Consider the following 26,438-nt stretch of genomic DNA (forward strand, 5'->3'; position numbering starts at 1 on the left):
TAATTTACCTAACATATGACCTATCTCCGCGGTTCTTATTACTCATTTAAAGCGGGATAGACAGCAGATAAAGAGCCTGTAGCAATGATCCCTCACAAATCGCCGCATCAGCTTGAGCAACGACCTTAGGTTTACCATGCACCGCTATCCCAGTGCCCGCCTGAGCCATCATCAGTAAGTCGTTAGCACCATCACCCATTGCCACGGTTTGAGACTTATCCAGACCATGCTGTTGGGTCAACATGCGTAGTATGTCTGCCTTCTTCTGAGCATCAACCACCTCTCCAAGCACCTTGCCAGTTAGACAATCGTGCGCAATCTCAAGCTCGTTGGCATAACATCTATCAAGTTGTAACGGCTCTAATAAAGCTTCTGCAAACCAAGTAAACCCACCCGAAGCAATATATAAATGCCAACCATGTTGCTTTAAGTGAGTACATAGTGTTTTTATTCCGTCCATCAACGGTAAGTTATTCTTTAACTCTTTGATCAAGCTAAGCTCAATACCAGCCAGTTTACTCACTCGTTGATGTAAACTATCACTAAATGCCAGTTGCCCCGCCATGGCTTGGGCCGTTACTTTTGCAACTTCATCATAAACATTGGCTAAACGAGCAATTTCATCAATACACTCAATCTCTATCGCGGTGGAGTCCATATCCATAACCAGCAATCCCGGTTTTGAAATAGTGGCTGGATTAGCCAAAATAGTACTTTGCAGAGCCAATGAATGCGCCGCCTCTCTGAGCTGTTGTTTGAGCTGCTCGGTTACCTCTGGTACATAGTAACTTTCAACAAACATAACCACGGCTTCTGGTAATGCCGGGTGTGGGTGGTATTGGCATATGGCACTAACAGGTAGGTCTGAGTCGTGCAAAAACGCAAGAAAATTTTGTAATTTAGCGGTCGTTAAATGTTCGCCAAACAAAGTAATAAAAACCCCTTGCTGGCTATCAGGAGCCATATCATTTAGTAAGCACTGCGCCCTTTCAATTCGGTACCATTTTGCTAAAGTGAAGATATGGGATAAATCATGATCAGGTAATTGCACAAGGCTAGAGGTTGGCATACATAAGCTCCTAAGTAACAGACTCGCCCTTTTTAACATCTATCAATGATACTGTCAGCAACCAACATAGGTAATATGAAAAATACACAAGCAATTGATTTATTAAAGTCTTCACGTGGCCGTCGATTAGTACGCTTGATGGTTGCTGCGGCTTGCTTTATTACTTTAACCTGGCTTGCCTTTAATACCAGCTTTCAATCGCATCAATTATTGTACAAACAAGCTGATATGAACGCTCGAAGTCTAGCTCGCCAGCTTGCATTAAACGCCGCCAAACCGCTCGTGAACGATAACTTGGTTTTATTAGAACAGCTATGCCAACACCTCGAAAGTGACAAAAATGTACTGAGCATCGCCATTTATAACAACAAAGGTGAACTTGTTATAGCTGGTGATGGCTTTACACAAAACGATAATATTTACGGCTTACCACAAGAGCTCCCAGGTATTAGTAAACTTAAAACGTCGGTGGTTGAGCCTATCACTAACGATGGTAGACCGCAGGGGTTCGTCGCCATGGTGTATTTAACTCAATCAGCGATGAGTCAAAGCCATTATCACTTTCACGAATTAGGACGTATGGTGCTTGTAATGTTACTTATCACCGGTGTATTTACTTGGCAAATTGGTCGCGCACTCAAAGGGTGGGAAGTAAAACGTCAAATTCGAAAAAGCGTACAAGATGATAAATAAAGTTGCTGTGCAATTTGCTCAGGGCTTTCACTACGTAATTGACATAAGCATTCAAACACATCTAGTAAACGCTTTGGCTCGTTAATTTTACCTTGATGGCCTGACAAAGGCATAGATGGTGCATCGGTTTCCAATAGCAAGCTGTCCAAAGGCAATTGACTGAATACCTGTTTGGTTTTGGTTGCCCGCTCATAACTGATGGTGCCACCTACCCCAAGCTTAAAACCTTGTTCAAGGTAATATTTTGCTTGCTGTAAAGACCCAGAAAAGGCATGGATCACTCCACCAAACTTTGGAGGTGTTTGCTTAAAGGCTTGCGCAATCAGATGATGTGTTTGTCGATGGTGCACTATCAAGGGTAACTGTAGGGCATTACTGAGTTTTATATGTTCTGCAAAAATTTCTTGTTGCCATTGTATGTGTGGACATGTGCCGTCTAAACCACATTCTCCAATGGCTGCCAAGTACGGATGATTTTCATTGGCAAATGCAATGAATTGATGTAGAGCCTCTTCAGTATGCTGGTCAATGAAATACGGGTGTAACCCCGCCGCGACCCTACACTGTGGGTAGCGTTTCGCGAATGCCAGCAAGGTCTCACTTTGCCTTGCTGTTATACCGGGCACGATAAAACTACAAATGCCCAACGCCTGCGCGTTTGCTAGTTGCAGTTCCAAATCGGGCTTAAACTCGGCAAAGTCCAAGTGGCAATGAGTGTCAATGAATTTCATAGTTAGCTTAGTGGCTGCGCAGCCTTGGGTTATAAGGCAGCGCGTTCTGGCTGCCTTAAGCTACCTCTTAAGGGTTGAGCCTACTAATTTCCCAACTACCATCGCTTTGTTTTATGTACATAAAACGATCATGCAAGCGATGTTCACCACCTTGCCAAAACTCAACTTTAGATGGCTCAACGCAATACCCTCCCCAAAAGTCTGGTAGCGGGATCTCACCTTTAGAAAATTTGGCTTTCATGCTGTGAAAGGTTTCCATTAAAGCTTTGCGTGAAGAAACAGGACGCGACTGCTGTGATGCCCAAGCCGCAATCTGGCTCTCCGCCGGACGTGATAAGAAGTACTTAGCAACCGCTGCCGTTGATAGTGGTTTAGCTTCGCCATACACAATCACTTGACGTTCGATTTCATGCCAAGGGAAGTGAAGACAGACCTTATTGTTGCCTTTTATTTCTTGGGCTTTACGAGAGCCCGTGTTGGTAAAAAACACAAAGCCATTGTCATCTAAATGTTTCAATAAAACAATACGCTGTGATGGTTGACCGTGCTCATCCACCGTGGCGACCACCATCGCCGTTGGGTCTGCAAACTTTGCATCAACGGCCTGTTGCAGCCAAGACTCAAACTGCAAGGTTGGCGTTTGTGCCAGCATTTCTCGACGCAGGCCCCCTTTGCTGTATTCTCGACGAATATCTTCAAGCTTCATGATTTTTCCTTACAAAAAAGCCGCACTAAACAAGGTTCTATGCGGCTTTTAGATTAACACCTATACAGTGCTAAGTAACTAAGCGAATGCGATTTTACATTTGCTCCATCACTTCAATACCTAATAACTCCAAGCCGGTACGTAGCGTATTGGCAACGAGGTTACACAACACTAAGCGACTGTCGCGTACATCGCTTGCCACATCATCCTTAAGAATCGGACAAGCTTCGTAGAAAGTCATGTATAAACTTGCCAACTCATATAAGTACCCACATAGTACGTGCGGTGTCGCCTCACTGATCATCAGATCAAGTACTTCTTCTAATTGCAGTAGCTTAAGAGCCAATGTTTTTTCTTGAGGCTCAATAATGCTCAGAGGGGCATTCAAGGTATTGCTATCAACACCCGACTTGCGGAAGATACTGCGTACACGCGTATAAGCATACTGCAAGTATGGTGCTGTTGCGCCCTCAAAACTGAGCATTGAGTCCCAGTTAAAGATGTAATCACTGGTACGGTGCTTAGATAAGTCTGCGTACTTAACTGCGCCAATACCTACTTTTCGAGCAATTTCACTACGTTCTTCATCAGATAAACCTGAGTCTCTATTTGCCAATTTTTCTGTTGCACGACTTACCGCTTCTTCTAACAAGTCTGCCAATTTAACTGTGCCACCAGTACGGGTTTTGAATGGTTTACCATCCTCTCCCATCATAGTACCGAATAGGCTTGGCTCGTAGGTTGTTTTATCTTTCAAAAGGCCCGCTTTACGTGCCGTGATTTCAACTTGGTTAAAGTGCAACCCTTGACGAGCATCCACAAAGATCAAGATGCGATCTACATCTAACTCATTAGAACGGTAATCACATGCCGCTAAGTCTGTGGTTGAATACAAGAAACCACCACCTGATTTCTGTACGATAAATACCGAAGGTTCACCGTCTTTATTCGCAAGTTCGTCAAGGAACACAACTTGTGCGCCTTGGTCTTCAACCGCAATACCTTTTGACTTAAGTAAGTCAATCACACCAGAAAGACGCTCATTGTACGCACTTTCAGCCATGATATCGTCACGTGTGAGCGTCACGTTTAGCTTCTGATATACTTCTTCAGAATGCTTAACTGAGGTATCAATAAACATTTGCCACAACTTCTTACAATGCGCATCTCCGCTTTGTAGTTTAACTACATAGTCGCGTGCTTTGTCTGCGAAGCCTTCTTCATCATCAAAGCGCTTTTTCGCATCACGATAAAAACTCTCCAGATCTGCTAATGCGACGTTTTCTAGGTCAACTCCTTGATTTAACAAATCTTCAAGGTGCGCTATCAACATACCGAATTGCGTCCCCCAGTCCCCCATATGGTTTTGGCGGATCACGGTATCCCCACGAAACTCTAAAGCGCGAACCACCGAGTCACCAATAATGGTTGAACGTAAATGACCTACGTGCATTTCTTTAGCAAGGTTTGGTGATGAGTAGTCAACCACTACTTTTTTAGCCGGTTGATGCTCAGACACGCCAAGCTTTGAGTCTTTGTTGGCGGCTTCTAAACTAGCTGATAAAAACTCTGGTTTTAAATGAATATTGATAAAACCTGGGCCTGCGATCTCTGTCTGTGCAGCAATATCGCTCACATCTAGATTGTCGATAATTTTTTGCGCAAGCTCTCTTGGGTTAGTTTTCAACGCTTTTGCAGCGCCCATCGCGCCGTTAATTTGATAATCACCAAATTGCGCACGAGTGCTTTGCGTCACCGCAGGGTTTGTCCCTTCAGGGATCCCCGCAGCCAACATGGCCGCATTGGCTTTTTCAATTAAAATGTTTTTGATGTTCATTGCTTATCCTTTCTATGCGGCTTAATGTTCACGTGTATGATGGAACTCTACATCAGGGTAGCGTTCCATAGACAAATTAAGATTTACACGGCTTGGAGCGATATACGTTAGGTTATCGCCTCCATCCAACGCCAAGTTTGACTCACATTTGCGTCTAAACTCCGCCATTTTCTTTTCATCTGAACAACTTACCCAACGTGCCGTCTGTACATTGACACTCTCATAAATAGCGTCAACGTTGTATTCTGCTTTTAAGCGAGCCACAACCACATCGAACTGTAGTACACCCACAGCACCAACGATCAAGTCGTTGTTAATTAAAGGTCTAAATACCTGCACTGCACCTTCTTCAGAAAGTTGTACAAGCCCTTTTAACAACTGCTTTTGCTTTAACGGATCTTTTAAACGAATACGACGAAACAGCTCAGGAGCGAAGTTAGGAATACCGCTGAACTTTAACTTTTCGCCTTGCGTAAAAGTATCACCTATTTGAATTGTACCGTGGTTATGCAGACCGATAATGTCACCTGCAAAAGCATCATTTGCACGTTCACGATCACCAGCCATGAAAGTTACCGCATCGGAAATACTCACCTGCTTGCCGATACGTACATGATTCATTTTCATACCTTGGCTATATTTGCCCGACACGATACGCATAAACGCGATACGGTCACGGTGTTTAGGGTCCATATTCGCCTGAATTTTGAATACGAAGCCTGTGAAATTCTCTTCTTCGGCTTTAACTTCACGATCTTCTGACTGACGAGACATTGGTGCCGGCGCCCACTCAGTCAGACCATCCAACATATGGTCAACACCAAAGTTACCTAGTGCAGTACCAAAGAATACTGGCGTAAGCTCACCCTTTAAAAATAGTTCTCTGTCAAACTCGTGCGATGCGCCCATCACTAGCTCAAGTTCTTCACGTAACTGTGCCGCTAGCTCATCACCTATAGCCTGATCAAGCTCTGGGTTATCCAACCCTTTGACCACGCGTTTTTCCTGAATAGTGTGACCCTGTCCTGTTTGGTACAAGATAGTTTCATCGCGGTGGATATGGTAAACCCCTTTAAACTCTTTACCACAACCAATTGGCCATGACACAGGTGCACACGCAATATTTAACTCTGTTTCAACTTCATCCAATAGCTCCATTGGATCGCGAATATCACGGTCAAGCTTATTCATAAAAGTAATGATCGGCGTATCACGCAGACGAGTTACTTCCATTAATTTACGAGTACGATCCTCTACCCCCTTCGCAGCATCAATCACCATTAAGCATGAATCAACCGCGGTTAGTGTACGGTACGTATCTTCAGAGAAGTCTTCGTGTCCAGGAGTATCTAGTAGGTTAACTAGCGCCTCATTGTAGGGAAACTGCATCACAGAAGTCGTTACCGAGATACCACGCTCTTTCTCCATTTCCATCCAATCGGACTTAGCATGTTGATTAGAGCCGCGACCTTTAACGGTACCCGCTTTTTGTAATGCTTTTCCGAATAACAAGACTTTTTCGGTGATGGTGGTTTTACCCGCATCCGGGTGCGAGATGATAGCGAACGTGCGTCGCTTTTGTATTTCATTGACGATATTTGACATGTAAGCAGCTTTTGCCCTGTGTGCTCGCAGTTCTGTTTGCGAAACAAGTTAAAATTTTGCCGATTATACCTGTTTTACACGGGGCAAAAAAGCCGCAAGATTAAGTTATTGGGCGAGAATGTGTGCTTTATCACAGCCTCGTATATCAGAACAAACTTTCATCAGTTCAAAACATCATGGAGAAATCTGATAACTTCGCCTTAGTATAGGCACTAACCATCACTAGGCTGCGTATACCAAATCGATACCAACATGGAATATAAGTTATTGTTTTCAATTCTAGCGTTTTAGAAATTGTATTGTCAGTTCCTCATAATTTGGTCTACATTGATAGCCTAAGGCTCATAATAAACTCTCTGCTTTTAGCCGACTGACTAACTAAAGAAGAAACGTAAAAGGCTTTAGACTAACAAAATTTCTAAGCCTGAATATATCGATATGATTTTCATAGGGACATAATCGTAACGCCATGAAAATAAGCAAGTTAAGCATAAAACTGCTACGCTATATTACCCCTTTAGTGGTGTTACCCTCGCTATTTCTCGGTGGTTTTACGCTAACGAATGTGACCAATTCAACACAAAAGCAAGCTAAGCTCACTGTTAGTCGTTTTGTTGAACAACAACAACAAAAAATACTCAACTATATCGATATATATCAATCAACAACAAAATTACTGTCATCCTCTCCGGTACTCAACGATTACCTTGCTCTGCGTTATCTTGACTCAGAAGAAACAAAACAGCGTCTGAGTGCACTGCAAAACGTATTTGCTAGCTACACTGAAGCCTACCCTGATATTTTCAGCATTAATCTGGTTGATCAGCAAGGTCAAAGTAATGCTTATTTAGCTAACAATTTGAGTAAACCGCCAGAGAGTTACTCCTTTTTCAAAAAGGTACTCTCCAGTAACTTGCGCCAACAATATTTTATGGTCCCAACAGATAATGGCACAACGCATCTGTACTTTGTGCAGCGGGTATATGAAATCGGTAACTCTGCCAATCAGGCAACACAGGCTGGGTATGTAATCATGCGTGTAGACCCTTCTATCATCAATTACTCTATCTTAGAGTCCCCCTATGATAATGCCCTTAACTTATTGTTCACTGGTGAGGGCAAAATTCTATTCAGTTCTACACCGCTTTTATACGCACAAAATTTACAATTACAAGAAGTGGAACAGATCCATGACCTCGCGGATCACGAAGAGCTCAAAAGTATTAACCTGCCTAGCATTAATAAGTTAGATATGATCAGCTATGCGGTGCAGTTGAGTGATGACTATTACTATTTATCAGCGATCCCTAAAGATTTGCTATATGAATCTGGCCAGGCAATTAAAAACCTTACCGCGCTTATCGTGTTACTCTCAATCATCGCTCTGCCTATTTTGGTACTAATTGTAGTCAAGCGCTTTTTGATCAACCCAATTGAACTGTTGGGTGAGGCTAGCCACCGAGTTGGTGGCGGTGATCTCAGCGTTTACTTGCCCAACGACAATAAAGATGAGGTAGGAAAACTATTTAAAGACTTTAACCACATGGTTAAGCAAATTAGGGATTTTCAAGGAGAGCTTGAAGACTACAAGCTACACCTAGAAGAGAAGGTTGATAACCGAACATTTGCACTTGAACGTATGAACCAGCAATTAGAAACCGCTTTTACGCAAGCTGAACAAGCAAACGAGTTGAAAAGCCGTTTCTTAGCAAACATGAGTCACGAAATCCGCACCCCTTTGACTGCTATTATTGGTTTTACGGAGCAATTAATAAATAATCGTGACACAAAATGCAACCAGAAACACTTAGAGACCATGTTGCGTAACTCTAAGCACTTACTTGAATTAATTAATAATATTTTGGATTTATCAAAGATTGAAGCCGAAAAGCTGGCGGTAGAATGTAGTGAAGTTGATATCCAGCCACTTATGGAAGATGTTGCCGACATAATCATGCCTATGAGCGAGCAAAAACAGCTATCCTTTGCTATTAAGTACCAGTTTCCAATCCCTAAAGTATTGTATAGCGATGCAACTAGACTAAAACAAATCTTAATTGATATATGTAGCAACGCAGTAAAATTTACAGAATATGGTAATGTCACCATTGAAGTATCTTATGATGAGTCAACTCAGCACTTTCATTTTATTATTGAAGATACTGGTATTGGCATGTCACAAGGCGAAATAGACAGAGTCTTCAAGCCGTTTGAACAAGCAGATAGTACTATTACACGTCGCTTTGGCGGCACGGGCTTAGGGTTATGTATTGCAAAGAATTTGGCACAATTGCTCGGGGGTGATGTGAACGTTAAAAGTGAGCAAGGCGTTGGTAGTCAGTTTATTGTCACGATTGCAGGTAATTACCAAGATAACCCACCGCAGATGCAAGATGCCCTCGCGGAGCGGCAAACCAAAGCAAATATTTCTCAAGAGTTTGCTGATATTCACGTTAACGCCCGTATTTTATTGGCCGAAGACAATCCAGATAATCAGGAACTGATCTGCCTACTCCTAAATGCTTGGGGCATCACTCCAGATGTTGTAAACAATGGTGCGCAAGCCGTTGAAAAAGCTCTGGTTAACGACTATCAACTTATCTTAATGGATATGCAAATGCCGGTGATGGGCGGTCTTGAGGCAACTCAAATGCTGCGCCATGCCGCTTACGATGGCCCCATAATCGCATTGACCGCCAATGTGATGAAACACGATATAGAATCCTACTTGCAAGCAGGCTGTGATGCCACTCTTGCCAAACCAATCGATAGAGAGCTATTGGGAAAGGTATTACTTAAACACCTTCAGATTCAAGCCGCTAGTGACTCAAAGTGGGACTCATTACTTAAAAGCGAGAAGTTCGCGCAAATTGCACAAAACTACAACCAAAAACTCCCTGACTACTTAGCGCAATTACAGCAACATTATCAACATGGTGATTGGGAATCTCTGAAAGCTTTGGCACATAGCCTAAAAGGTAGCGCTGGTTGCTTCGGTTTTATGAATATTCATAGTGCCGCAGATCAACTAGAGCAAATTTTACGCACCAGCGACGAAAATCAATGGCATTACGCCATGCTTTCGTTGATAGAGGCCATCAAATACACGCTTACACAGCAAACAAGTGAGTCTATAGGCTACTCTGAGATCCGAAGCTAAGCGCCATTGCCATTAGAATCGCATCCTCATTGCCACTAGCACTTGGGTAGTAATTTTTGCGTATGCCGACTTCGCTAAACCCCGCCCACTCATACAAAGCAATGGCTCCTTTATTAGACGCTCGCACTTCTAAAAACAAATTTTCTGCATCTGCTTGTTCACTGGCAGCAATAAAGTCAGTTAACAATGCTTTGGCTAATCCCTTCCTTTGGTAAGCAGGTGCAACGCAAATATCCATCAACGTATGATCAGGCCCAGCAACCTCTCCGATGTAAAATCCAACTAGTTGCTCATGCTCGAATATTGCACCATTAAAGTAACGTCCTGCTAGACATGATTGCATTGTATTTGCTGACCAAGGAAATTCATGACATGCGGTTTCGATTGCCATCAAATGTTCAAATACCACATTAGATAATACGTTGCGTTGTACTGATTTATTCACTAAGTAAGGTCCATAACTGACGCTTTTGCGCACTAGATAATTGCTCTGCGGGTAAGTACAACGAGGCACCTTGAACCTCAATACGCTCTGCTTTGAACACACAGGTTAATTCACGCGTTGTAGCAAGTTTAATATCTTCCCACAGTATAGCGCTAAGGTGACATGGTTCAGGTGTTTCGTACGCATCATGTCCACCATCGTTGACACGATAGCGATTATTTAAAGCAAGCGGTGTGATATCTAAGATTTCAGCATACAAAGAGTGCATAATTGCCTGTCGTACTGAGTATTAATAAGTTTGGAATATACTGCTTTGAAGAATATAAAGCAAAAATAATAAAGAAGTGGCAGGGGCGGCAGGACTCGAACCCGCAACCATCGGTTTTGGAGACCGCTGTTCTACCAATTGGAACTACGCCCCTGCAATGTCGACGCATTATAAAGAGGTTTTCCCAAAGGTAAAGAAAAATTATGAAAAACCCGTTTAACTGCTTCTAAAATAAACAAAAGGGCGAATATTACCTAATTCGCCCTTAAATTTAGACTAAATTTAGTACCGGAATAATTATTCCCACTCAATCGTTGCAGGTGGTTTACCTGAAATATCGTATACCACGCGTGAAATACCATCGATTTCATTAATGATACGGTTAGACACCTGACCTAAGAACTCATAAGGCAAGTGTGACCAACGCGCGGTCATAAAGTCGATTGTTTCAACGCAACGTAGTGATACAACCCAGTCATATTTACGTGCATCACCCATAACACCTACAGAGCGAACCGGCAAGAATACCGTGAATGCTTGTGAAACTTTATGGTATAGATCTGCTTTGTGTAGCTCTTCGATGAAAATTGCATCGGCACGGCGTAATAAGTCGCAGTACTCTTTTTTGATCTCGCCCAGCACACGAACACCTAGACCAGGACCTGGGAAAGGATGGCGGTATAGCATGTCATATGGCAAACCTAGTTCTAGACCTATCTTACGCACTTCGTCTTTGAACAACTCACGTAATGGCTCTACCAAGCCCATTTCCATATCTTCAGGTAGACCACCTACATTGTGGTGAGATTTAATCACGTGAGCTTTACCTGTGGCTGATGCGGCTGACTCTATCACGTCAGGATAAATGGTGCCTTGTGCCAACCACTTTGCGTTCTTAAGCTTGCTCGCTTGCTCATCAAATACTTCAATGAAGGTATGACCGATTGATTTACGCTTTGCTTCTGGCTCATCAATACCTTCAAGCGCTTTTAAGAATCGATCTTCGGCATCAACTTTAATGATGTTTAGGCCAAACTTGTCACCGAACATATCCATGACCTGCTCGCCTTCGTTTAAACGAAGTAAGCCGTTATCAACAAATACACAGGTAAGCTTCTCACCAATTGCACGGTGAATAAGCATCGCAACAACCGATGAATCAACACCACCTGACAGACCAAGGATCACTTCGTCGTCACCAACCTGCTCTTTGATGCGCGCAATCGCATCTTCGATGATTTGTTCTGGCGTCCATAACTTTTCACACGCACAGATATCAATCACAAAACGCTCTAAAAGGCGTTGTCCCTGCTGAGTGTGAGTCACTTCTGGGTGGAACTGCACGCCGTAAAAACGCTTTTCTTCCCACGACATTGCGGCATGAGGACACGTTTCAGTTCTTGCGGTAGTTACAAAAGCATCTGGAATTTCAATAACTTTGTCGCCATGACTCATCCACACATCGAGATAATCCAAACCATCTTCAATATGATCTTGAATTTGATCAAATAGCTTACAGTTACCGACCTTTTCAACACGTGCGTAACCAAACTCTTTTTTGTCTGAGCTATGCACTTGACCACCCAACTGCATCGCCATAGTTTGCATGCCGTAACAAACACCCAATACTGGCACACCAGCGTTAAAAACGTACTCTGGTGCACGCGGGCTATTTTCTAACGTCGTTGACTCAGGTCCGCCTGATAAAATAATGCCCTGAGGATTAAACTCACGGATCTGCTCTTCGGTAACGTCCCAGGCCCATAGCTCACAATAAACGCCGATTTCACGTATACGACGTGCAATTAGCTGAGTGTATTGCGAACCAAAGTCTAAGATCAAAATGCGGGAATCGTGGATGTCTTTGCTCATTGATAATCTCGTTAGTTAGTAAACGACTAAATTCAGTAAAGCATAAATACCGTGCTTTACTTGAAATTAAGAAGGGCTAGCAATCGCTAGCCCACTTTTGAGTGTTAGCCCAGACGATAGTTAGGGGCTTCTTTGGTGATCTGTACATCGTGTACATGAGACTCACCCATACCCGCAGATGTGACACGTACAAACTGCGGTTTAGTATTTAGTTCTGTAATCGTTGCACAACCAGTTAGACCCATCGCACTGCGGATACCGCCCACCTGTTGGTGGATAATTGTTGTGATTGGACCTTTATAGGCAACACGTCCTTCAATGCCTTCTGGCACCAACTTGTCCGCTTCATTTGACTTTTGGAAGTAGCGATCTGATGAACCTTCTTTTTGATTCATCGCACCTAACGACCCCATTCCGCGGTAAGATTTGTAGTAACGACCTTGATAGAGCTCAACTTCGCCTGGAGACTCTTCAGTCCCCGCTAACATTGAACCTACCATGACACATGATGCTCCAGCTACAAGTGCTTTTACAATATCACCTGAGAAACGAATACCACCATCGGCGATAACCGGAATATCCCGGCCTTTTAAACCTTCTACTGCATCTGAAATCGCTGTGATCTGTGGTACACCACATCCTGTAACGATACGTGTTGTACAGATAGAACCTGGGCCTATACCCACTTTCACCGCATCCGCACCAGCATCAGCCAATGCAATAGCACCTTCCGCTGTTGCGATGTTACCCGCTACGATTTGTAAATCTGGGTACGCCTCTCGAGTTGCTTTAACTCGATCGATTACGCCTTGAGAATGTCCGTGTGAAGTATCAATTAGCAATACGTCAACACCCGCTTCAACCAATGCAGCAATACGCTCGTCGGTTCCTGCGCCCACTCCCACAGCTGCGCCCACGCGTAAACGACCTTGCTCATCTTTACAAGCGTTAGGCTTATCTTGGGCTTTTTGGTAATCTTTTACAGTGATCATGCCTCTGAGTTTAAACGCATCATCAACCACTAGGATTTTTTCGATACGATGCTCATGCATTAAACCTAAAATTTCTTCGCGAGAAGCACCTTCTTTTACCGTCACCAAATTTTCTTTGGTAGTCATAACGGTTGAAACTGGCTGATCAAGCTTTGTCTCAAAACGCATATCACGGCTAGTAACGATGCCCTCTAACTGGTTATCTTTGCCAGTTACTGGAAATCCTGAAAAACCTTTTTCTTCTGCTAAAGCGTTTGCTTGTGCAATCGTTAAATCAGCAGACACGGTAACCGGAAAAGATACAATACCCGCTTCGTAAGCCTTTACTTTACGTACGTTGCGAGCTTGCTCTTCAATGGTCATGTTCTTGTGAATAAAACCAATACCGCCTTCTTGCGCAAGGGCAATAGCAAGGCGAGCTTCTGTTACTGTATCCATAGATGCAGAAACAAGAGGCAGGTTTAGTTTAATACCACGCGTCAATCGCGTTGATAGATTTGCTGTATGAGGTAAAACAGTAGAATGTGCAGGAACTAATAGCACATCATCAAAGGTTAGGGCTTCTTTTGCAATTCTTAGCATGGTTGCGGTTTCTCTCACGTGGAACTGAGTACAAGGAATTGCGGCGAAATTTTATCAGCGTTCCTTGGTGGAGTAAATAAAATTTCGCAAAAAATATGATAAAGTAGCGATGAATTTTTTATGGAGCGTTCTATGTCATTGTCAGGCTTTCATTCTACTGCCTCATCAACTTATACCGTTTCTCGACTAAACAGAGAAATTAGAAGCATTTTGGAGCAAGGTTTTGCTTCAATTCGTCTAACCGGTGAGATTTCTAACTTTGTCGCCCCCGCCTCCGGACACTGGTATTTTTCTTTAAAAGATGACAAAGCACAAATAAAAGCAGCAATGTGGCGTGGCAATAATCGTTACTGCCAATATAAACCAACCAATGGCGCACAAGTCGAGGTACATGCACGGGTCTCGGTATATGAGCCAAGAGGCGATTATCAGCTCATTGTTGAAAAAATGGAGCCTGCAGGAGAAGGTCTACTCAAACAACAATTTGATGAACTAAAAATGCGTTTAGCCGCCGAAGGCTTGTTTAGCAGCGCCCATAAAAAGCCAATACCAAGTAAAATCAATAAGGTTGGTGTGATCACGTCTGCCACAGGCGCTGCTATTAAAGACATTTTAACCGTGCTTAAACGCCGCGCTCCACAATTAGAAGTCATCATTTATCCCGCTCAGGTACAAGGGAAAGAAGCACACTTACAGTTAGTTGAGAAATTGCTACTTGCGAATCAGCGCACCGAGGTAGATGTGCTTATCATTGGCCGAGGCGGTGGTTCACTTGAGGATATGTGGTGTTTTAATGAAGAGCCTTTAGCTCGTGCTATTTTCGCAAGCCAGCTACCTGTGATCAGTGCCGTTGGACATGAAATAGACACAACCATTAGCGACTATGTCGCGGATCTTAGAGCGGCTACACCGTCTGCTGCTGCAGAGCTTGTAAGTCCTGATCAAACGGCTTTACAACAACAACTTATGCAGTACAAAAGAGCACTGCACATGCAAGCACTGCAAGCTATCAAACATGCTAGACACTACTGTGCAACGCTTGAACAACGACTCAAGCTACAACACCCAGAAAACCAGTTGTTACAACAACAGCAAAGAATAGATGAGCTGTCTAGCCGTTTAAGTCGCGCGTTTTTACAAATGCAGAACCGACGCAACAGTAACCTAGATTTAGCAAAACAGCGTTTAAGCCACCAGCACCCAAAGCGATTACTGCAAGATAGTGCTCAGCAACTACAACAGTTAACAAACGCACTTGTACAAGCGATACAAAAACAACAACAGCTTCGTCAGAATCAATTGGCTCTATACGCCGCTAGGCTCGATAGCGTAAGTCCTTTGAGTGTGCTTGCCCGTGGTTATAGCATTACTAAACAACATCAACTTGTTATCAAGTCCGTTGCGCAAGTCGATGTCCAACAACCTCTGGTGACTCGACTGCACGATGGCGAGATCCATTCTCAAGTTATCGACATAAAACCTTATTAGTCTTTTACTTCTTGAGTACTTAGGTAGATCTGCATACGTTCATTATTGCTAGAAGATGTGCTTATAGTAAAACGTTTGAACCAGCTTTGCTCAAATAGTTTTTTACTGACGACTCGCCAGTTCGTTTCATCAAATTCATCAGAGCTGCCATTGGGAACAAGTTCCATTTGGCAAACTGTAGACTTACAACCATAGCTTTGCAGAACTAGTATGTGGCTTAAATCATTTAGATAAAGAAAATCATTAATCAACAACTCCAACTCATCAGCCCACAGTGCATCGCGAGTTTCTTGCTGATATTGTTGTGATAATACAGTACTTAAATCACCATTAGCGACTTGTATAGCGCCAGGCTTATCTGTTTGCTGCTGAGCATCTAAAAGCTGCTGTTTTAGCTTAAGGTTCTGCTCATTTAATCGTGCAATAGTGCTGTTTAGAGTCTCTATTTGTGCCGCGATTTGTGGCTGCTCGAAGGCTGTTTGTACGGAGGATTGCTGTGATTTACCCTGAGTGTGCACATCTGCTGCAATAACGCTCTGCTCCTGTGGTACGGTGTAAATAATTTGAGGGGATGCGCCAAGCCATAGACGTTCCACCATCATCCCCAATGCGAAGGCCATTAGCAATAAAACAATTCCTATCAACCCTCGCATAGTTAGTCCTTTAGATCATTGCACTAGTTTGCGATTCGTTCTTCGGGTCGTCGTTATCTTCTAAGAAATTTTGATTCATACTCTCTGCGGGGCAAGGACTACAAGGCTTACCAACCACTTTAGCCGGTACCCCAACCACAGTTGTGTGCGGAGCTACTGGGCTTAATACCACTGAGCCGGCTCCTATCCGAGCACCTTCACCAACTTCAATATTACCTAGTACTTTTGCACCAGCACCTATAAGTACACCGGCTCTGATCTTCGGATGTCGATCTCCTTGCTCATTACCCGTACCACCAAGCGTCACTGATTGTAAGATAGAAACATTGTCCTCAATGAGTGCCGTTTCTCCAATCACAATACCTGTTGCGTGGTCGAACATGATACCGTGACCGACTTTACACGCAGGGTGAATGTCCACACCAAATACTTCAGACGTTCGACTTTGAATAAATCGTGCTAGTTCTTTGCGGTTTTGTCGCCATAAGCAATGCGCCAATCTATGTGCTTGAATGGCGTGGAAGCCTTTAAGGTTTAACATCACAGTAAGGTAACTATCCGCCGCTGGGTCTCTGTCTTTAACCGCTTTAATGTCATAAGCAACATGGGTGAGCATATTGTCACAATCAACAAAGGCTTGATCAAATAACTCACGAATCGTAAATGCTGATACCACCGCATCGGCCAATTTATTAGCCACAATAAAACTTAGGGCAGCGCCCAGACATTCATGATTCAAAATACTTGAATATACATGACTGGCTAGCAATGGCTCGTGGCTAACAAGCTCTTTTGCTTCGGCGCGAAGTTGTTGCCATATTTCATGACGCATAGCGATACCTTTATTCAAATTAATACCGGAGATTCTAACGACAAAACACCTATAGGTGTTACCGTAATAAAAAACTATATAGTAATTAGTTATAACAAAGTGCTATTTGCCGCGCAACGTACGCTTATAACAGCTTGACAATTAAAAAAGCCGCACGTTTAGTGCGGCTTTAATTAATCAATCACAGAATGTCGTTTATTCAAACACTGAGCTAACTTCAAGTACTTCAATATTCTGCTTTGGAATATCTAACTTGTATGATGCTAAGTGCTTGTCTTCTTGTAGTAATTGCTCTGGCTTTTCAGAATTGTAGCTCAACGGTGAAGACGTTTCTTGTGCTAAACGTTGCGCCATATCTTTACCATCTCCCGTTACAAATACGTATTGAATATGTTCCGTTTGCAGATTCTCTCGGATCACACGGTTTACATCTTCAACGCTCAAACCGGCCAATTGCTTGCGTACATAATCAACGAACCCTTCAATATTATAAAATTGACTGTCCATCGCGTAGCCAAGTTGACGGTCCTGACTTGAAACAAGCTGTGCCACATAATTGGTTAGGAAGTTTCGAGTTGCTGCAAAGTCCGCTTCACTCATTCCCTCTTTTATGAGTTTATCTAACTCGAATAAAGCCACACGAGTTGCAAAATGCGCGTCATTGTTAGAACGTAATGGACGTAGCCAAACCTGGAATATTTGTTCAGAACGGCCAAGGTTTGCATCTGGTACCGTCTGGAACATACCGCGAGGGAAGTACTCAATGTATGCGTAATCACCGTAGTTCATACCGCGAGCTTCACGAATACGTTGATACAAGAAGCTGTTTGAGTTTCTGTGCTCGCCAAAATACGAACGAACTAACCAAAGTGCGGTCCAGTCTTTATGACTACGAATAGTATCAATCGGGAAACCAAACGATACCGCCGTTGATTTAGCACTTTTTTCAATGATGGTGGCATGACGGCCATGCAAAGCTGGCGCATCAGGGATGTTTAAACGTGTTTCATCACCTTTAGGTAGCTTAGCTAAATCCGTGAACAATTTCGCTTTAACATCCTCAGGCATTGCACCTGTGATACCAACATTAAGTTTAGCCTGAGTTAACTGCTGATTATAAAAGGCTTTGACGTCTTCTAATGTTAAGGCTTCAAGATCAGACAAGTCACCGAAGTTATAACTTTCATAAGGGTGTCCTTGATATAATTTGTGATAAAGCACTTCTTTACCTAACTCTTCATCATTTGATGACTTTAAGCCTGCCTTTATGTTGTCTAGCATTTCTTTTTTCAAGCGACTGAAGTCGTCAGCTCTAAATCCTGGATTGAGCAACTGCTCACTGATCAAACTATACCATTGATGAATATTGTCTTTATGAACACGGCCACGTAATGACAACATTTCTTTATCAATTTGATAGTTGAAAGACCCGGCAATTGGATACAAAGCCTTTTGAATTTCTTTGTATGCCTTACTCTGAGAACCGCCGTTGGCAATCATCGCCGCGGTCATCGCTGCTAGCCCTTTTTTACCCGCAGGATCTGCCGCCGCACCAGTGTAAAATAGTAGGTTTACGTCAACAAGCGGTGAACTATTACTTTTATCAACAACATTAAAGTGACGTTTAACTGGTTGATTTGCTTCATCAACGATTGCCTGCAGTGACACTTCTTTATCAAAACCATCGATTGATGCAAGTGCAGACATGGTCACGGTTGTGCGGTTAGAATCCACAAAGTATTTGTTAGCAATCGCTTTGATATCCTCAGCAGAGATGGCATCCGCCGTAGCATAAAGTTGATTAATAACTTCTGGGTCTCGCTCAAAATGCATATATTCGGCTAACCTTGAAGCGATGGCCCCAGATGAGTCTAACCCATTAATAAAGCTATATTTTCTATTTGATTTCAGAGCATTTAACTTGTCTTCATTGACAAGCTCTGTGCGCGCTTTAGCATAAGTTTGATTGATGGCGTCACGTACCGTGGCTAAATCTTCTGCGTTTTCAACTTTCACAAATACATGAAGTAGACCTGGATCTTTAGTTTCTGGGTTGTAAGTAAGCATTTGACTAGCTATTTGCTTCTCTACCACTAACTGCTGATACAGGTCAGAAGTTTCTGAGAAGTAAAGATCTGAGATGAGATCAAGCGCAGCTCTGTCTTTAGTTTCGCTCTGCCATGCAGCACCTTTGTAGGATACGAGTAGCCAATGACCTGGTAAACCTTCACTTTGTTTGTGTACGTATTTAGGTGCGCTCTGCTTAGGCTCTTGTGGCACCTTTGAGACATAGTCACCACGCTCCCAATCACCCCAGTGCTTCTTCACCATAGCAATAGTTTCTTGTGGGTCCACATCACCCACAATAACTAAGGAAACATATTCAGGGTTATAAAAGCGCTCAAAGAAAGTTTGTCCATAAGCCATTTGATCTGGCATTGCTTCAATGTCTTCAAAAAAGCCCATGGTAGTGTGCTTATATGTGTGCTTATCAAAAGCCTCTTTACGCGCCGCAGATAACAACTGACGTAGTGGGTTCGCATTATTCTTTAAATACTCTCCTTTTACCGTCAATGCCTCTGTACGAAATTGTGCTTCGGTGTATGTCAGATTTTGAAAAATATCAGCTTCTATCTCTAATACTTTATCTAAATGCTGCTTAGAAAAACTCAGATAGTAGTTAGTATAATCGTTGGTGGTATAAGCACGGTTGTCCACCCCAGAGTTTTTCAAAATATCTGCATAAACATCTTTTGGATATTTTTTTGAGCCTTTGAACATCATATGTTCAAAGAAATGGGCAAACCCCGTGCGGCCCGATTCAACTTCATCTCGTGAACCAACCGATACAGGAATGTGCACTGAAACTACGTCTGGATAGTCTGTTTTAACCACCATGACACGCAAGCCATTTTCTAACTCTTCTAATACGTAGTCTTGAGAAAATACTTTATTATTTGTTTGCTTTTGTACGGTATTGACCGTCTGGTTATCTGCATTGCTAACACAGCCTGCCAAAGCAAACGTTACAGCAAGGCTGGTTGCCAAAAGTTTAAATTTCATAGTGTTCCCTGAACTTGTTATCTTTTATTGCACTGTCACGGTTGTTAAGTGCTTATTTCAAAGACCATTATGCAATAATTTTTTATTCCGTTGACATTTATGAGCAAAAATTCTGTAAACAAATATGTTAACAACACAATAAAAGCCAACCTCAAGTTGAATTTAATTCATATTCGTTGAATAACTTTCAATAAAAAAATCTATCTAGACGTCTAAATGGCTGCTATATTATCCTGTATCGACACACATTGAGCTGGGATGAGGATCATGGCGTTATCACTGCAAGAGAAAATATTAGACCCAAACCAAGGGGTATACTTAATCGGAACTACTCCCCCTAAAGTAGATACCGATAGTACGAAACTAAAAAGCATTGCCAAAAAACTGCTCGGTCGCTTACATGAAATTGAATATGATGGTGTGGTCATTTACGACATTCAAGACGAAAGTAGTCGTACACAAGTGCCGCGTCCTTTTCCGTTTAAGCATACTGTCGATCCATGTGAATATTCTCAACTGATCAGTGAGCTGTCACAGTTGGATGTCATCACTTATAAAAGTGTGGCACAACGTGAAGCCAGCGAATTTAGTGACTGGTTAGATGACACTAAAAAACAATACGGTCTGAAAAACTTGGTCTTGGTCGGCAGTCCGTCATCAACGGGTGATATCAAACTGAGTTTATCTGAAGCCTATGCAACCTTGGCAGCACATCAAGAGAAGTTCTTCTTAGGTGGTGTCACCATTGCTGAGCGTCATGCTAGCAAACGTAACGAGCACGAAAGGTTATTGGAGAAAACTACCCAAGGGTGCGAATTTTTTATCTCTCAGGCTGTTTATAATGCTCAGGCAACTATAGATTTAATCACCAGCTATGCGCGTTCGTGTAAACAACAAGGTCTTACACCTAAACGCATCATTTTGACCTTTACACCGTGTGGTGGAGAGAAAACGCTCGACTTTATGCAGTGGTTGGGGATCTCAGTACCAGAGGCGACCAAGTGGCGCATGCTAGATGCCGATAATTCACTAAGCGAGTCTATTCGTATTTGTCGTGAAAACCTCGACCAGATCTTAAGAAGCTGCGCTCATTTAGATGTGCCATTGGGTTTAAACATTGAGAGTTTAACAAATCGAAAAGAAGAAATTGACGCTTCCATTAACTTATATCGCCTTCTAAAAGCAACGATGGAACTCACGCTTGCAGAAAAACAAATCGCATAACAAGAAAAGCACAATTAAGTGCTTTTTTTGTCTGTCTTTAATGAATAAATTAGCGACGGCGCGTTGAACGTTTATTTAATATGCGCTTTTTATCTCTTTGCTTACGAGACTTAGTAGAGTTTTTACGGTTATCTTTGGGCTCTTTAGTTAAATCAGGCTCATAACCTGCAAGCCATTGTGGAGTAAGTCGTTCATCCAACAACACTTCTATCTCCTCTAATAACCATTGCTCATCAATACTGACCAAAGAAATTGCATGTCCAGCATTACCCGCTCGCCCCGTACGACCTATACGGTGAATATAATCCTCAGCGACATAAGGAAGCTCGGCATTGATCACATAGTCAAGGTCAACAATATCCAAGCCTCTGGCTGCAACGTCCGTTGCCACCAACACACGTGTTTTACCATTTTTGAATTGTTCCAGAGCTTTGTCTCTTGCGCCTTGAGACTTGTCGCCATGAATAGCAAGTGTTGCCAACCCATCTTTATTTAGCTCTTTAGCTAAACTATCCGCCATATTTTTAGTACGGGTAAATACCAACACCTGTTGCCAGTTGTTTTTGCCAATCAAATGAGACATCAGCTCCCGCTTCCTATCTTCATCCACAGCATAAAACGCCTGCTCAACTTTTTGTGCGACCGTATTCTCTTTATCTATGCTGATCCGTTTCGGGTCTTTTAACCACTGTTTTACTAAGTTTTGTACCTGCTCATCGATGGTGGCAGAAAACAATAAGGTTTGTCGCTGGGGCGGCAAATGGCGCATGACACGTTTTATTTCACCAATAAATCCCATATCCAAAATTCTATCTGCTTCATCAAACACTAGGTACTCAACCTGTGCCAGTGATAGCGTCCCTTTTATCAAATGATCAAGTAAACGACCAGGTGTAGCCACAACCACATCCGCTCCCGCTTTCAATGCCTTTTCTTGGGGCCCAATATTCGCCCCTCCATATAGGCACACCGTCTTTAACGCCGTACATTGTGCATAACTTTGTGTGCTTTGAGCGACTTGCTGTGCAAGCTCTCTAGTGGGTGTCACGACCAATGCTCTGACACTCCCCAGCTGTTCAGAGCTTGTCAGTAAACGGTGTAGTATTGGCAACATAAAAGCCGCGGTTTTACCCGTTCCAGTTTGTGCGGTCGCAACTAGGTCATTCCCAGCCAATAAGACCGGAATACACTGTGTTTGCACGGGAGTTGGCGTTGTGAAATTGAGTTTATTGAGCGCTTGAACGAGTTCATCTGAAAGAGATAAAGCTTGGAATGACATGGATAAACCAGATATAAACGAAGATGGTGGGAAGTATAACAAAAGCGCGCAGGGGATGCGCGCTTTAGATATGAGCTATTAAAGTGTGGCTTTTCTATCGTTATAGTAATCAATCAAACCATCCACCATCTCCTGGCAATAGTCTCGAATACCCGATACCAACATATGCTTTTCACCGTAACCTACCTTTTTGCCTTCACTCAGTAGATTAAAGCGTAAAATGATTTTGCCTCGTTTACCTTCATAGTTAAATTCTGGCGTCGACGCTTCGAGCTCTAAATTGGTTACATCCAGTTTATCCAAATGAATCGCCATCGACTCATAAATTACCATGGGACGCGCTGGGTTAATCATAACCTGTTTTTGTGCCATAAGCGGAATGATAACATGGGGGAAGGTAGTCCCAGAGAATTCAACGTAATTCTTTGTCAAGCTATCAATCAACGTTTGGCACTGGTTATTGGCGCCACCTCTTTTTACCGATAACATCACTTTATCGTTAGAAGTGATATCAAATGCCTCACTTCCCGCAGGAAAGTCTAACCTAGATGTTTCATCAACCATTCCTGAAAAGGTAAAGTGCATATTTTCACTGACACCATACTTTGCCAATACCAGTGCAAATAGTAAGTCTCCAGGTACACAGAATTTTTTCGCATCGACATCATGCAAAGGATTAAAATCATCAGCCACACGTTTGGCAAACTCGCTACCTTGCTCACGGCTGATCACAACTTGATCACTATCTTGCTGGAAAAATTGACTTAACATAGACCTTTTCTTTGACGACTAAAAACCGCGCTATGTTAACAGAATATGGCGTACTAGAGGTCATATCTGTTTAATTTTATATATAATAAAAAAACCACAATTATAAAATTGTGGTTTTTAATATTAATATCAATTAGTTGGATTAGCTTTGAGGAAAGTCTCGATATGCTTTCTCAAGCTTTTTCGCCTGCTTTTTAGACACACCAATATGTGCCAATGCAACACGCAAGCGAGCTCTAGACAGATCCGAACCTAATATTTCCATCGCATCAATCACCGATGTTGATGATTGTTTACCAGTAATAGCAACAAAGATTGGTTCTAGAAAATCTTTAATCTTCAACTCATGGAAGTTAGCAACGGCTTTAGCCGTGGCAAAAATTTCAGACTTATTCCAGCTGCGCAACCCTTCCAACTGCCAAATAAAGAACTGCAATGCTTGGCGCACTGTCTCTTCGTCAGTTTTACCAGCAGTTAATAGCGTCGGATCATACTCAGGTTGTCCTGAAACGAAGTGTCCTGCCAAATCCACTAAATCAGACAAGGTATTAATGCGTGCTTTCGCCTCAGGCAGAATACGTGCCAATGTCTGTGCATTAAACTTCCAATCGACAAAACGTTGGATCAGCTCTTCATCAGAAAGATTTTCGCGGATCCACAATCCGTTTAACCAACTTAACTTATCTACATCAAATACCGGACCACCGAGAGATACACGTTTCATATCAAAGTGCTCTATCATTTCAGCAAGGGTGAATTTCTCTCGCTCATCTGGCATAGACCAACCCATACGGCCAAGATAGTTTAATACCGCTTCAGGTAGGAAGCCCATCTCTTTATAGTAATTGATCGAGGTAGGGTTCTTACGCTTAGATAGTTTTGACTTATCAGGGTTACGTAATAGCGGCAAATGACCCAGCACCGGAGCTGTCCAACCAAAATCTTCGTATAGTTTTAATAGCTTCGGAGCCGAGTTGATCCACTCTTCACCACGGAAGATGTGGCTGATTTGCATGTGGTGATCATCCACTACATTCGCTAAGAAATAAGTAGGAAAACCGTCTGCTTTTAACAATACTTGCATATCAACGTTTTCCCACGGGATCTCAATCTCGCCTCGTAAGTAATCATTGAATTTAAAGGTGCCTTCAGAGGGGATCTTCATACGAATAACATAGGGTTTGCCAGCAGCTAAGTTTTCTTTAACTTGTTCTTCGCTAAGCAATAAACCTCGGCCGTCATACTTAGGGCGTAAACCTTCAGCCATTTGTTGTTCACGCATCTCATCAAGTTCTTCTGCGGTTGCAAAACAATAGAATGCCTTGTCTTGCTCAACTAGCTGATGGGCATATTTTTTATAAAGATCACTGCGCTCTGATTGACGGTAAGGGCCAAACTCGCCGCCCACATCTGGACCGTGATCCCAGTTCAACCCTAACCAGCGTAAGCTATCCATTATCGCCTGCTCAGACTCTTTTGTACTGCGTACCTGATCAGTATCTTCGATACGTAAAACAAATTCGCCGCCTTGCTGTTTAGCAAAGCAGTAGTTAAAAAGGGCAATATAAGCGGTACCTAAATGCGGATCACCGGTGGGTGATGGGGCAACACGAGTACGGATAGTCATGGTGTTTCTCTTTAAATGTCTGACAATAGATTATGGGCGGCTATGCTAGCATAACCGCGGGGTATCTCAAACGCTCTACGGCGTTTACAACGGTAAATTATGCGGCTTTTTCAAGCTTTTCTAAGTAGCTAACAATGTCACTAGATTCATATAACCACTGTACATTGTTGCCCTGCTCGATACGCAGACAAGGTACCTTGATTTTTCCCCCTTGTTCCGCCAGCTCTTGACGAAATTGAGGATTGTTCTTTGCGTCACGTGTTTCTATTTTTAAACCTTCACGCTTAATCGCACGGCGTACTTTGACGCAAAATGGACAGGCTTTAAATTGATATAGCTTTAACTGTGATGTGTGTTCATCCAACATTTGTTGTTCATCCGCAGAACGCTTTTTACTGCGAGGCGTAAAAATAAAATCCAAAAGCAAAATTACCCGACCCAAAAACCAACGTACAAATTTCATGCTCGCTCCCATTTATCGATATTAATGGGCGCTATATTAACACAGGCTAAAATAATTCAATATCACCGGATGAATGGTCACAGCCTTTATCTTTTAAGTTCGAAAAAGCCGTTACTCTATTTCTGCCATCTTGCTTAGATTGATAAAGGGCCCTATCGGCTCTGTTGACAAATTCAGCAACTTGACCGGCATCTTTTAATTCCACAAAGCCCATACTGATTGTTACGTTTCCAACCTGAGGAAAGCGCGTATCTGCAATAACTCCCCGCACACTGTCTAGCTTTTGCATTGCTTCACCTTCATCTCTACACGGAAAAACAATTGCAAACTCTTCCCCACCGTAACGGAAAACATAGTCACCAACACGAAAGTTGCTTTTCAGTAGTTGTGCCACCAGCAATATCACTTCATCACCAATTACATGGCCATAGTTGTCGTTAACATGTTTGAATAAGTCTATGTCGGCGATAGCCATGTACCAGCTCTTTTTTTGCTCACTGTCGCGAACCAGCCAAGCATCTTTTCCTGCCACTATGTCGATGATTTTCTCATCAAATGTTTGTCGGTTTAACAATTGAGTGAGTGGATCCACGCGCGCATACTGCAGTGTTGCTAGTTGATGAACATACACATTGAGAACATGGTTAAGCACAGTATGCCCAGAAGAAGGGATTATTGATTGGTCGTGAACAGCTAAAAAGCCAAGCACCAACCCTTGATAACGCACGGGTAGAATTTGCAATTGCGCTAAGCTAAGCAGCTGAACATCCTGATTTAATTTTTTCAATCGCTCTAACAGTGGCGGTACGTCAATCTCCTCCACCGCAATTTTATGCTCATTTTTAAGCTGCTCACCCATTGATGCAAAGGTCAAGCAAGGCGTTTGTCTTATTGACAGGCTTTTACTGAAATAAAAAGCATATACGCAGGACTCGCCTAAGAGCTGATTTAATATTTTGGCTAAGCAGCTATCTAAAGTGTGTTCACTATTTTGCGAAATGAGCCCAATAGTCCACTCATAACCACACGATGATATTTTTTCCATCTGCAATCTTGTTGTTGTTCACAGTAGCTTAAG

At 42.7% G+C, this 26,438-nt stretch carries 21 protein-coding genes and 1 tRNA gene; 4 read left to right on the forward strand and 18 right to left on the reverse strand.

Annotated features, from left to right (window positions below; genetic code table 11):
• Nucleotides 1-46: 46 nt before the first annotated feature.
• Nucleotides 47-1,069: a phosphoserine phosphatase SerB gene (serB, locus tag BIW53_RS17920; RefSeq protein ID WP_070993381.1), complete on the reverse strand. Its 1,023-nt coding sequence runs from the start codon at nt 1,067-1,069 to the stop codon at nt 47-49.
• A 75-nt stretch (nt 1,070-1,144) separates the two neighbouring features.
• Here serB and BIW53_RS17925 point away from each other — a divergent pair, with 75 nt between their 5' ends.
• Nucleotides 1,145-1,762 carry an AhpA/YtjB family protein gene (locus tag BIW53_RS17925; protein WP_070993382.1) on the forward strand — a complete coding sequence of 206 codons (618 nt, stop codon included), beginning with the start codon at nt 1,145-1,147 and terminating at the stop codon, nt 1,760-1,762.
• Here BIW53_RS17925 and BIW53_RS17930 read toward each other — a convergent pair.
• From BIW53_RS17930 to prfC, 4 genes are all read right to left on the reverse strand, one after another.
• Nucleotides 1,729-2,493 (reverse strand): TatD family hydrolase, encoded by a 765-nt coding sequence (locus BIW53_RS17930; RefSeq protein WP_070993383.1) that lies wholly within the window; start codon nt 2,491-2,493, stop codon nt 1,729-1,731. The genes BIW53_RS17925 and BIW53_RS17930 overlap by 34 nt on opposite strands.
• A gap of 67 nt (nt 2,494-2,560) precedes the next feature.
• Nucleotides 2,561-3,202: a pyridoxamine 5'-phosphate oxidase gene (pdxH, locus tag BIW53_RS17935; RefSeq protein ID WP_175442166.1), complete on the reverse strand. Its 642-nt coding sequence runs from the start codon at nt 3,200-3,202 to the stop codon at nt 2,561-2,563.
• 91 nt (nt 3,203-3,293) lie between these two features.
• Complete coding sequence (argS, locus tag BIW53_RS17940) at nt 3,294-5,036, reverse strand: arginine--tRNA ligase (protein WP_070993385.1); 1,743 nt, start codon at nt 5,034-5,036, stop codon at nt 3,294-3,296.
• Nucleotides 5,037-5,057: 21 nt separating this feature from the next.
• Entirely contained in the window at nt 5,058-6,641 is a 1,584-nt protein-coding gene (gene prfC / locus BIW53_RS17945) for a peptide chain release factor 3 (protein WP_070993386.1), read from the reverse strand.
• Between the two features lie 469 nt (nt 6,642-7,110).
• On the opposite strand from prfC, the gene BIW53_RS17950 reads away from it, so the two are divergent.
• Nucleotides 7,111-9,801, forward strand: coding sequence for a hybrid sensor histidine kinase/response regulator (locus BIW53_RS17950; RefSeq protein WP_070993387.1), 2,691 nt, complete (start codon nt 7,111-7,113; stop codon nt 9,799-9,801).
• Here the strand turns inward: BIW53_RS17950 and rimI are convergent.
• The 5 genes from rimI to guaB form a co-directional block, all read right to left on the reverse strand.
• Complete coding sequence (rimI, locus tag BIW53_RS17955) at nt 9,773-10,192, reverse strand: ribosomal protein S18-alanine N-acetyltransferase (RefSeq protein WP_070993519.1); 420 nt, start codon at nt 10,190-10,192, stop codon at nt 9,773-9,775. The two genes, BIW53_RS17950 and rimI, sit on opposite strands and share 29 nt — an antisense overlap.
• A gap of 46 nt (nt 10,193-10,238) precedes the next feature.
• Entirely contained in the window at nt 10,239-10,514 is a 276-nt protein-coding gene (locus tag BIW53_RS17960; RefSeq protein WP_070993388.1) for a hypothetical protein, read from the reverse strand.
• Between the two features lie 77 nt (nt 10,515-10,591).
• A tRNA-Trp gene (locus BIW53_RS17965) sits at nt 10,592-10,668 on the reverse strand.
• Nucleotides 10,669-10,811: 143 nt separating this feature from the next.
• Nucleotides 10,812-12,386, reverse strand: a complete 1,575-nt coding sequence (gene guaA / locus BIW53_RS17970) for a glutamine-hydrolyzing GMP synthase (RefSeq protein WP_070993389.1) — start codon at nt 12,384-12,386, stop codon at nt 10,812-10,814.
• A 104-nt stretch (nt 12,387-12,490) separates the two neighbouring features.
• Nucleotides 12,491-13,960 carry an IMP dehydrogenase gene (guaB, locus tag BIW53_RS17975; RefSeq protein ID WP_070993390.1) on the reverse strand — a complete coding sequence of 490 codons (1,470 nt, stop codon included), beginning with the start codon at nt 13,958-13,960 and terminating at the stop codon, nt 12,491-12,493.
• A 132-nt stretch (nt 13,961-14,092) separates the two neighbouring features.
• On the opposite strand from guaB, the gene xseA reads away from it, so the two are divergent.
• The gene (xseA, locus tag BIW53_RS17980) at nt 14,093-15,448 is read left to right on the forward strand and encodes an exodeoxyribonuclease VII large subunit (RefSeq protein WP_070993391.1); all 1,356 of its coding nucleotides are present in this window, start codon (nt 14,093-14,095) and stop codon (nt 15,446-15,448) included.
• On the opposite strand, the gene BIW53_RS17985 is transcribed toward xseA, so the two are convergent.
• The 3 genes from BIW53_RS17985 to BIW53_RS17995 form a co-directional block, all read right to left on the reverse strand.
• A complete protein-coding gene (locus tag BIW53_RS17985) occupies nt 15,445-16,101 on the reverse strand; it encodes a hypothetical protein (RefSeq protein WP_070993392.1) in 657 nt (218 codons plus the stop codon). The genes xseA and BIW53_RS17985 overlap by 4 nt on opposite strands.
• A 10-nt stretch (nt 16,102-16,111) precedes the next feature.
• A complete protein-coding gene (gene cysE / locus BIW53_RS17990) occupies nt 16,112-16,933 on the reverse strand; it encodes a serine O-acetyltransferase (RefSeq protein WP_070993393.1) in 822 nt (273 codons plus the stop codon).
• A 195-nt stretch (nt 16,934-17,128) separates the two neighbouring features.
• Nucleotides 17,129-19,996: a M16 family metallopeptidase gene (locus BIW53_RS17995; protein WP_070993394.1), complete on the reverse strand. Its 2,868-nt coding sequence runs from the start codon at nt 19,994-19,996 to the stop codon at nt 17,129-17,131.
• Nucleotides 19,997-20,263: 267 nt separating this feature from the next.
• Here BIW53_RS17995 and BIW53_RS18000 point away from each other — a divergent pair, with 267 nt between their 5' ends.
• Nucleotides 20,264-21,220 carry a methylenetetrahydrofolate reductase gene (locus BIW53_RS18000; protein WP_070993395.1) on the forward strand — a complete coding sequence of 319 codons (957 nt, stop codon included), beginning with the start codon at nt 20,264-20,266 and terminating at the stop codon, nt 21,218-21,220.
• 49 nt (nt 21,221-21,269) lie between these two features.
• Here the strand turns inward: BIW53_RS18000 and BIW53_RS18005 are convergent, their stop codons facing one another.
• The 5 genes from BIW53_RS18005 to BIW53_RS18025 form a co-directional block, all read right to left on the reverse strand.
• Nucleotides 21,270-22,499: a DEAD/DEAH box helicase gene (locus BIW53_RS18005; RefSeq protein WP_070993396.1), complete on the reverse strand. Its 1,230-nt coding sequence runs from the start codon at nt 22,497-22,499 to the stop codon at nt 21,270-21,272.
• Nucleotides 22,500-22,577: 78 nt separating this feature from the next.
• Nucleotides 22,578-23,270, reverse strand: coding sequence for a DUF3581 family protein (locus BIW53_RS18010; protein ID WP_070993397.1), 693 nt, complete (start codon nt 23,268-23,270; stop codon nt 22,578-22,580).
• 142 nt (nt 23,271-23,412) lie between these two features.
• A complete protein-coding gene (gene gltX, locus BIW53_RS18015; RefSeq protein WP_070993398.1) occupies nt 23,413-24,897 on the reverse strand; it encodes a glutamate--tRNA ligase in 1,485 nt (494 codons plus the stop codon).
• A gap of 97 nt (nt 24,898-24,994) precedes the next feature.
• Complete coding sequence (locus BIW53_RS18020; RefSeq protein ID WP_070993399.1) at nt 24,995-25,360, reverse strand: glutaredoxin family protein; 366 nt, start codon at nt 25,358-25,360, stop codon at nt 24,995-24,997.
• 46 nt (nt 25,361-25,406) lie between these two features.
• Nucleotides 25,407-26,405: a GGDEF domain-containing protein gene (locus BIW53_RS18025; protein ID WP_070993400.1), complete on the reverse strand. Its 999-nt coding sequence runs from the start codon at nt 26,403-26,405 to the stop codon at nt 25,407-25,409.
• Between the last annotated feature and the right edge of the window lie 33 nt (nt 26,406-26,438).

It is taken from the genome of Pseudoalteromonas byunsanensis, assembly GCF_001854475.1.
GTDB classification, from domain to species: Bacteria; Pseudomonadota; Gammaproteobacteria; order Enterobacterales; family Alteromonadaceae; genus Pseudoalteromonas; species Pseudoalteromonas byunsanensis.

Excerpts from the sequence above, each read along its gene's own strand:
- BIW53_RS17930 (WP_070993383.1), bottom strand. The coding sequence starts at position 2,493 with ATGAAATTCATTGACACTCATTGCCACTTGGACTTTGCCGAGTTTAAG.
- BIW53_RS17960 (WP_070993388.1), bottom strand. The coding sequence starts at position 10,514 with ATGCACTCTTTGTATGCTGAAATCTTAGATATCACACCGCTTGCTTTA.
- BIW53_RS17925 (WP_070993382.1), top strand. The coding sequence starts at position 1,145 with ATGAAAAATACACAAGCAATTGATTTATTAAAGTCTTCACGTGGCCGT.
- BIW53_RS17950 (WP_070993387.1), top strand. The coding sequence starts at position 7,111 with ATGAAAATAAGCAAGTTAAGCATAAAACTGCTACGCTATATTACCCCT.
- gltX (WP_070993398.1), bottom strand. The coding sequence starts at position 24,897 with ATGACTATCCGTACTCGTGTTGCCCCATCACCCACCGGTGATCCGCAT.
- BIW53_RS18020 (WP_070993399.1), bottom strand. The coding sequence starts at position 25,360 with ATGAAATTTGTACGTTGGTTTTTGGGTCGGGTAATTTTGCTTTTGGAT.
- argS (WP_070993385.1), bottom strand. The coding sequence starts at position 5,036 with ATGAACATCAAAAACATTTTAATTGAAAAAGCCAATGCGGCCATGTTG.
- guaA (WP_070993389.1), bottom strand. The coding sequence starts at position 12,386 with ATGAGCAAAGACATCCACGATTCCCGCATTTTGATCTTAGACTTTGGT.
- BIW53_RS18000 (WP_070993395.1), top strand. The coding sequence starts at position 20,264 with ATGGCGTTATCACTGCAAGAGAAAATATTAGACCCAAACCAAGGGGTA.
- BIW53_RS18010 (WP_070993397.1), bottom strand. The coding sequence starts at position 23,270 with ATGTTAAGTCAATTTTTCCAGCAAGATAGTGATCAAGTTGTGATCAGC.
- guaB (WP_070993390.1), bottom strand. The coding sequence starts at position 13,960 with ATGCTAAGAATTGCAAAAGAAGCCCTAACCTTTGATGATGTGCTATTA.
- rimI (WP_070993519.1), bottom strand. The coding sequence starts at position 10,192 with ATGGCAATCGAAACCGCATGTCATGAATTTCCTTGGTCAGCAAATACA.
- BIW53_RS18005 (WP_070993396.1), bottom strand. The coding sequence starts at position 22,499 with ATGTCATTCCAAGCTTTATCTCTTTCAGATGAACTCGTTCAAGCGCTC.
- BIW53_RS17995 (WP_070993394.1), bottom strand. The coding sequence starts at position 19,996 with ATGAAATTTAAACTTTTGGCAACCAGCCTTGCTGTAACGTTTGCTTTG.
- prfC (WP_070993386.1), bottom strand. The coding sequence starts at position 6,641 with ATGTCAAATATCGTCAATGAAATACAAAAGCGACGCACGTTCGCTATC.
- xseA (WP_070993391.1), top strand. The coding sequence starts at position 14,093 with ATGTCATTGTCAGGCTTTCATTCTACTGCCTCATCAACTTATACCGTT.
- BIW53_RS17985 (WP_070993392.1), bottom strand. The coding sequence starts at position 16,101 with ATGCGAGGGTTGATAGGAATTGTTTTATTGCTAATGGCCTTCGCATTG.
- BIW53_RS18025 (WP_070993400.1), bottom strand. The coding sequence starts at position 26,405 with ATGGAAAAAATATCATCGTGTGGTTATGAGTGGACTATTGGGCTCATT.
- cysE (WP_070993393.1), bottom strand. The coding sequence starts at position 16,933 with ATGCGTCATGAAATATGGCAACAACTTCGCGCCGAAGCAAAAGAGCTT.
- serB (WP_070993381.1), bottom strand. The coding sequence starts at position 1,069 with ATGCCAACCTCTAGCCTTGTGCAATTACCTGATCATGATTTATCCCAT.